Source organism: Methylocaldum sp. (assembly GCF_035627495.1).
Classification (GTDB): Bacteria; Pseudomonadota; Gammaproteobacteria; order Methylococcales; family Methylococcaceae; genus Methylocaldum.
Genome location: NZ_DASPLO010000176.1, coordinates 1 through 7,519, shown reverse-complemented (window position 1 = coordinate 7,519; position 7,519 = coordinate 1). Strand labels below are relative to the sequence as shown.

Below are 7,519 nucleotides of genomic sequence, written 5' to 3'. Positions count from 1 at the left end.
CCACCTGATCGAGAATTTTTTCTGCAAACTCAAGCAATTCCGCGCCATCGCTACCCGCTATGACAAAACCGATTGCAACTTTCTGGCCGCCATTTTTCTCACTGCAGCCGTTATCTGGCTCAATTGAGGACACGCCCTAGCGCTTTTTCTCCTTTGGCTGCGATTCCGTCGAGAATTCCCAAAGCCAGCTTGAAACGAGCCGACAATTCGACATAACCGTCGTCTGCCGCCGAACTTGGGTGAATTGGGTGGAGTGAGATTGACCTGAGGCGATGTAACGCTTCAAGAATCTTGCTGCCTCCACCACCGGTCCGAGCCGCCCTAACGGCCTCGTTGTAGGCTTGTGCTTGTATTGGCGACATCAACTGCTCCAGTGGGTGCTCAATCTTTTCGGGCAACCCCTTCAAGCGATCGGCTTTCATTCTCCGCATCATGATCTGCGGCGCCGACGGAGAGGGCTCCGTCAAAATCGCTTTGAGTTGTCTGAGATCGTCCGGCTTCTCTTCCTTCTCGTAAATGCGGCTGAAGGTAGCCAAGTCGTTGAGTAGGCCAGGCTGAATGGTATCCATGAGGCACCACAAGTCTGCGAGCCTGTTCTCTATAGGGGTGCCGGTAAGGCCGACGATGAAGTCCGCATTCAGTGCTTTCGCGGCGTGGGTCATAACGGTGCCTGGCATCTTGATCTTCTGCATCTCATCGAAAACGACCGCCGCATATCGAATGGCACAAAAGCTGTGCTGGTAGTCCCGAAGGGTCTCATAGGTCGTCAGAATCCAGTTGGCCTTGGACAATCTCGTCGAATCCAAGGTTGCCTGCCCAATCTGGATTTCCCTTCCCCCGCGGCTGCGAATATCCACAAGGCCTGAACCGAAGGCTCGAAGAACATCGCCCAATCCGGGAAGGTGCAGATGCTGATTGTGCTCCTGTTCCCAATTTTTCAGTAGGCCAGTCGGGGCAACGATCAGGATCGGAGCAGGCTTTGGATGGCCAAGGTCCATGCCCTCCCGCAACCATGCAAGAAAGGCGAGCGCCTGTAACGTCTTGCCCAATCCCATATCGTCAGCCAACAGCACACCTGGGTGTCCCGATATCCAAGCATCTTGCAACCAGGCCAGCCCTTCTGTTTGATGTGTCTTTAGCGCGGTCTTCAGACGTGTCGGAATGGCTTTTGCGGGAGCAGTTGGCCGGGAAATCCGGACACGGTGGTATCCTACTTCCGAGAGATTGTCGTCAATTTCCAGCACATATTGACCGCCATCCCCAATGGAACCGTGGTCGAAGTCGACAGCTTCTTGCTCGTATTCCGTCACCGGTGACGATTCCGGGGACGGTTTTATCTCGCCCATCAGCGAGATTAGGGTCGACAGGGTATCGGATGTGGCTGGGATGTCTATTCCATTCCAATTCACGGAGGGTTTGCCGTCGGTGATCGCGGATTCAACAGCGGTTTGCAAGTCAGGCACTTGGCCTGGCTCAAGCTTTACCGTTTGGCCACCGACTCGGATGCCGAAGGCCTCCGGCAACCAGGTTTCCTTATTCTTCTTTACCCAGGGTAGAACCTTGGTCTGCCAAATGCCGACGTCCCGGACGCGATCAGAAAACTCCGCTGTTTCGAGGAAGATTGCCTCAAGCACGTCGTCAGGAAATTCATCCGAAAGAGCTTTGGCGATATAGGAGCGTGGATTGCGGACAAATTCCTTTCGGACATTCTGGTGTGCCCGTTGCACCTGCCTGACCACGCCCAGCGCTTTCCGTACTGGCTCATCCAAAACGACATACCAGCCGGCCCCAAGAGTGTAGCGTGCACGGCACTCCATGGATTCCAGAAACCTTTTTCGAGCGAACAGTTCCTGTTGAGCGGGCGGGAGAAGGCTTTCGACCTCGTGCGGCATCTCTTCAAGTCCGTCAGCTACAGCACTGGTCAGATCAGGCCCGAACAATACCGGGTCGAAAGTAAAACCGTCGGCTCCGCTATGCAACGCCAACGAGAAGCTGGCGGCATGGGCAACTCGGGTGCTCCCCAGATAGCCATCCACTTGAATGGAGTTGCCGCTTTCCTCCGGAAGCAGTCCTCTCATTTTTGCCCACGCTCGGAAACGGCCGTCCATGTCGTCAGGAGGGGTCGCGTTGAATGCGTCAGCGGTCTCAACGATTCCGTAAAAGGGCTCAGGAATTCTGAAAAACCTGCTCCCAACCTTGAGCGCCGCTCCTTCCCTCCGGAGACCAGGGACCGGTTGCCCGTTCGTTTGGAGCCACGTGATTTTGAAGCGGAACTCCGGGCGGTCGATGGTCCCGACGTGCTGGAGATCAAGAATGAAGGGCGGGGTGGGTGGTGCCGAAATCGCTCGCGCTGTGCCAATGTCAAGAGCAGCAATGACGTGATGGTGGACGATGACGACGTCTCCCACAATGGAGGCACTTGCCTCATCATCCAGCCAGGCGAGGAGCTGTGAAACGCCTGGAAGCAGGGAGTCTGAAGCGGCTTCAGGCCATTCGCTGACAGCAAAAGCTTGGGCGGCGCCGAGCAGACGATGACGCAGAAGGCGGAACTCGAAGCCTTGAGGTTGGACTTCACAGGAAAGTTCGACCTTTGCCATCAGCGTTTCCAGCCGTAGGGCATATAATCTCGCTCGGATATCCGTATTTTCGTGTGTTTCTCAATATAAGAGGAAACGAGCGACTGCCACTTCCCATGCTCGCTGCCATAATGTGCCTGCCCTTGTTTGCCATGAGGGTCAAGGTAATCGGCCCCACGAATCACATCATCCCTCGTGTATCTTTGCAGATATAGCTTGGGTGTGAAGCTATTGCCGTCGATCCATATGTGGCACTTGCCGTTGTGGCTCCAGTCAGCGACGGTGAGTTTGCCAATTTTCATTAATAACACTGAATGATCTGCCTGAACCTGATAACCCCTTTCTAAAATCCCGTAAGACCGCGTCTTTCCAAAGGCACGTCGGGCATAACTCTGGGCGTTAGGGCCAAAGAGCACCCAAGCATCGTTGATCACATCGGCATTGTAGTAAGCCAGCCAGAAAGCGCGCCGGTAGCGCCACATGCGCTCTTGGGCGACTTGATCGACTACTTCGCAAAACTGCTCAAGGGCGACTCCGGTCAACCATTTGCGAAGCACCGCGACCGCTTCATCCGGAACTCCAACCCATTCCTTGGCATTGAAGGGAAGTCGGGGATCCTTTAAATGCGCCAGGAGGAAGGTGGAAACGTTATCCTTGATTTCCTCTGTAGGATTGCGCTCGGCCCATGGCAATAGGAGAGCAGAAGCCAAAGCTGCTCGATGGGAAGGGGTCGGATAAAGTAGTCTGCCGTCGACTACGCTCCAATCCAAGATGGTGTCAACGTGTTCCAGTTTAGGTCCCTGCTGCAAAAGCAGCTGCGACAGTCTATGGAGCGCCTGAAGCCACGCATGGGCAGCCATCCCCCCAGATGCTCGGCTACCTCCCATGCCAAGTGATTCAAGGACGCTTCGGGGAGCGGCGGGAGGTGCCAAACATGCGTTAGCGATTTGGCGAGGCGCTTCGTCAGGAGCAAAGAGGCGGTAACGGTCATGCCGGTCGGTCCAAGCCCAATTGAATTGCCGCACAGCCCCTTCAAGCTCCTGTGCCACCCGCCGGATAGCCGGCTTTGAAGGATCGAACTCGTTCAAGTATGCCAAGATCAGTCCTTTATAAGCGGTTTGTTTTCTGCAGGACCGAAACTGTTCAAAAAGCCGGTCGAGAAATTCGGGCTCATCGGCCAGCGGCTTTTCACCAATAAACATTATCCAAACCGCAAGCTTCCACTCGCCGAACGAAATGCTTTGCCATGTACCGTTTAGAAGAGCAGTCCTGAAACGGCGAGTCAAAGCCTCGGCATCCAAAGTGGATACTGGTTTAGTCTCTTTGTCGAAATTCCTTGCTAATTTTTCCTCTTCGATAGCGACCCTGGGCAGATCGGGCAAACGGGGGGGAATCACCGGCCTCGCGGTTGCAAGGCTTTCTCTTAAAGTCATCGACGCATTACGCCTTCTTTAACGCTCTCCTTGATTCTGGACAACTCTTCCGTATTAGGCGTGGCCATTAGGAACCGAAGGTCGATTCGTCTATTGGCTGCACGGGCTTCTTCATTGTTCTCCTTACGGACCGGACGATTCTCTGCATATCCACTGACGCCGAGAATGCGTTGGCGGCTGTCATTGTCGACAAGAGCCAGCGAGGGTGCGTGTTGGACCAGCGCATTGAACGTCTTGATGGCTCGGGCTGCGGAGAGATCCCAGTTGGACTTGATGCCATTGTTCATTCTGCTGACGATGGGATGGTCATCTGTGTGGCCCTCAATGAATACGGCCTCAAGCCGACCACCGCGGGATGGCAGGCATGAAGATAGAATTTTTGTTGGAGCGTTGGCGTAGCAGGGAAGTACTTTGGTCATGACTTCCGCCAAACGTTTCAGGGCTTCGCGTCCCTTCTCGGTCAATTGGAACTCGCCTCGTGGAAAAAGCAGTTCCTCGGGTAGGCGAAGCACGCCGTTTTCCGGGTCGATGATGACCTTTACACCAAGCCGTTCCATCTGATTCTTGATGTCTTCCAGCATCTCCCTGCGCGTCTCGTTTGCCTGAGTGAGAGCGCTGGTAGTCTGGTCAAACTTTTCCTCTTGCTCCCGGAGATTCAGGGCGAAGGCCATCAGCATAATGATGAAGATGAAGAGCATGCCCACCATCAGGTCGGTCATGGAGACGAAATAGCTTTCTTCCTCGGTCGTATGCATGCCATTGTTCGGACTAGCCATGGATCAGTCTCTTCAAACGCCAGCCTGGGTCATTTTCTCAGCTGCCTCCATCAGTTTGTCAGCGCCTCCGTCAGTTCTTCGACCGTCTCTTTGAGTTCCGTAATACCGCCGCTTAGTAGAGTCAGGGATTTTGCAAAGTGCCCATCCATCTTCTCAACATATTCGATAACTCGGCCGTGATAGGCGTCAGTTCCCTGTTGGATTCGCCCGAATGCGGCGGACAGATCCTCATCCACCTTTTCGAAACGTTGACGGTAGCTTTCCCAGCTCTGCTGGACAGACTGAGCCCCGTCGCGGATTGTCTTCGCAACCTCGGTGAGCTGATCGTGGGCCTGTTTGACCGCCTGCGAAGTGGCCTCAATTTGCTGGGCAGCGCGGCCAAAGCGGTCAGCGGTCTGAGCGATGGGAGTTCCAGCCTCTCGAAGCTGGATTAAGGACTGGTCAATTTCCGCCATGACCTCCCGGAGACGGATAATCGATCCATCGAAACCGTCAAGTTGGGCTGTCAAACGACCATCAAGAGCGTGGAGAGTACTTTCAAGCCCTTTAATCTGAGTGGCGAAAGGTGTAACGACCTCACCGAAACGCTGGGTGGCCGCATCCACCCTCGTGGCAAGGATATTACCTGCCCGATCAACTGCCCCTCTGATACCTTCGGCAGACGCCGAAAGTTCGCCTTTCCACTGCGAGGCAGCGTCGGCAAGGCCACCTTGGAACTGCTTGGCGATTTGGGCAATGGCTGCCCCCAGTTCAGATGAAACCAGCTCAGCGTCGGTCCGCAGCGACTGGGATGCCCCAGCGAGGATTTTCTCAAGTCGCGAAGCCGATTCCGCGACGCTCGTTTCCATCGACCGTGCTGCCCCACCAATAAGGTTTTCCAAGCGCTCGGCTGCTTTTTCAATTCTGTCGCTGAAGCTGCCACCACTTTGTCCGAGTCCCGAAATCATTGTCCCAAGGGTCTCCTGGAGCGTGGCCAATGTCTGGGCCAGGGCAGTCATTTCAGCACCAGTTGTACCCTGAAGGCTGCTCTTGAACTCACCCACCATCTGGTGCATGGCGTCCTGGTTCACTTCCCCGAAATTTTTTGCCATCCCATCAATTGCCGTGACCATCGGCTCGACTGCCTTGCCGATCACCGCTCCAAGCGAATCGTTAAGACGCAGTTCCAGTGCCTTAGCGACCTCGACGGCAAAGTCCGTATTGAAACGCTCCAGCTGAATAGTCTGCTTTTTGAGTTCATCGACCTGTTGGAATGCCAGCCACTCGGGCGTGACTGATGTCATTCGCTGCTCCAGGAGTTCGCACAGTCGATCAAAGTAGAGTTGGACGCGAAGGCTCAGTAATTTGACGAAAAGCGAAAGCAGGATCGATGAGCCCAGGCCCGCGATCGAGGTGGCAAATTTGAAGGTCGCGGCAGTCAACAAGTTGCCAAGGGAATCCTTTGCCTGTTTGACGTCACCGGCGACGCCCTCACTGGCGAAGTAAATGGCGGCTACCAACCCCAGGAAGGTGAACAGCAGGCCGATGCCGACGAAATAGTTCGGGACTGCTTGGTAAAAGGAAAGATTAAGTTCGCTGGAGACGCTACCAACATTGAGATAGGTCGATGGACGGACCGTATTTCTGATAGCCCCAGGCTCACCAAGTCTAGGGAGAATCAATGTTTCCTTGAATTCTTCCCAGCCGTGCTTCAACAGCCGCTCTTGCGTTATAACCTCGTCGATTCGAGCGAAGTCGTTATTGAAAGCGTCATGGTCTGGCGTTGCGCGAAGTTGCTTCTTCACCCGGCGAAGGGTGCTGAGCATCGGCACCATGTGCTTGATAACGAACCAGAGCAGGATGAGCAGGGCGATGACAAGCATGCCGCCGGCGATGCCGACCGCCACTTCCGGGTGCTTAAAAAAATCAAATATCGGCAGCAGAACTGCCGTAATTGAATTCGACGAGTCGGATTCCATAACCAATGTGGCCAAGGGAGCAAAGTGAGTTGAAAATTCATTGCGCCCAAATGGCACAACGCCTGTCGAGTCCGGCTGGAATCCGAATGTAGGAGGATGCCCCCTCAGTGTTTCAGGGCTAGAATGGACAGAATTTGTCCCGGTTATTGCGGTGGAATATAGTGGTTATATGGGAGTGGGTCAATTCGGTTGAAAGCAATGCCCGATTGACGAAGAATCCGATCAAGTCATCGTGAAGCGATTCCGCTTTTTTGCTGATAACGTGTTTGTCTGCTGGAATATATATTTCCGAATTTACTCGATTGTTATAAGGTCTAATCGTTTTCGCCTTCAAGGAAGCCTATCATGAAAGCATATTCCCTGGATTTAGGTACCTGGATAAGTGAATTCGTGAAACCGATTTGAGACGATTATTGGTCCGGCCGTTAAATCAGAATCGTGTATCGAACGCATTTCTAATTATTTTCCGTTAATTCAGATAGTTACACTGATAGTCATGTATTGAAAATCGCCCTTTAGTTACCGAAACAATAAGGTAAACTAGGATAAATTCCATACAGAATTCGTACCCGGCTATGTCTTGCTAAATCGAACTCACTGAAGCCGAACGTTTCACCTTGGAAGAATTTTCCCAATAGGGCGCCTCGAAAAACCTGTCTGCTGAGATAATGGCTATCTCTCAACCCATGCAAGAAGCCCCGCCATGAAGATCAAAGAGAGCCTGTTTGCTGCTGAGGAACGAGAAGCCAAGCTCGACCGACTCGGAGATGTGTTGC

The 7,519-nt window shown here is 53.6% G+C and carries 5 protein-coding genes; 1 reads left to right on the top strand and 4 read right to left on the bottom strand.

Annotated elements, in window-relative coordinates; all coding sequences use genetic code 11:
• The coding region (locus tag VEB01_RS16230; RefSeq protein ID WP_414675399.1) for a transposase at nucleotides 1-127 on the top strand (127 nt) is incomplete at its 5' end.
• Here the strand turns inward: VEB01_RS16230 and VEB01_RS16225 are convergent.
• From VEB01_RS16225 to zorA, 4 genes are read right to left on the bottom strand one after another with little or no spacing between them, the layout of a single operon-like run.
• Nucleotides 120-2,597, bottom strand: coding sequence for a DEAD/DEAH box helicase (locus VEB01_RS16225; protein ID WP_324877238.1), 2,478 nt, complete (start codon nucleotides 2,595-2,597; stop codon nucleotides 120-122). The two genes, VEB01_RS16230 and VEB01_RS16225, sit on opposite strands and share 8 nt — an antisense overlap.
• Nucleotides 2,597-4,009 carry an EH signature domain-containing protein gene (locus VEB01_RS16220; protein ID WP_324877236.1) on the bottom strand — a complete coding sequence of 471 codons (1,413 nt, stop codon included), beginning with the start codon at nucleotides 4,007-4,009 and terminating at the stop codon, nucleotides 2,597-2,599. Before VEB01_RS16220 ends, VEB01_RS16225 begins: the two co-directional genes overlap by 1 nt.
• A complete protein-coding gene (locus VEB01_RS16215; protein WP_324877234.1) occupies nucleotides 4,006-4,785 on the bottom strand; it encodes an OmpA/MotB family protein in 780 nt (259 codons plus the stop codon). The genes VEB01_RS16220 and VEB01_RS16215 overlap by 4 nt, the downstream gene beginning before the upstream one ends.
• 50 nt (nucleotides 4,786-4,835) lie before the next feature.
• Nucleotides 4,836-6,743 carry an anti-phage ZorAB system protein ZorA gene (zorA, locus tag VEB01_RS16210; protein WP_324877232.1) on the bottom strand — a complete coding sequence of 636 codons (1,908 nt, stop codon included), beginning with the start codon at nucleotides 6,741-6,743 and terminating at the stop codon, nucleotides 4,836-4,838.
• Nucleotides 6,744-7,519 lie beyond the last annotated feature (776 nt).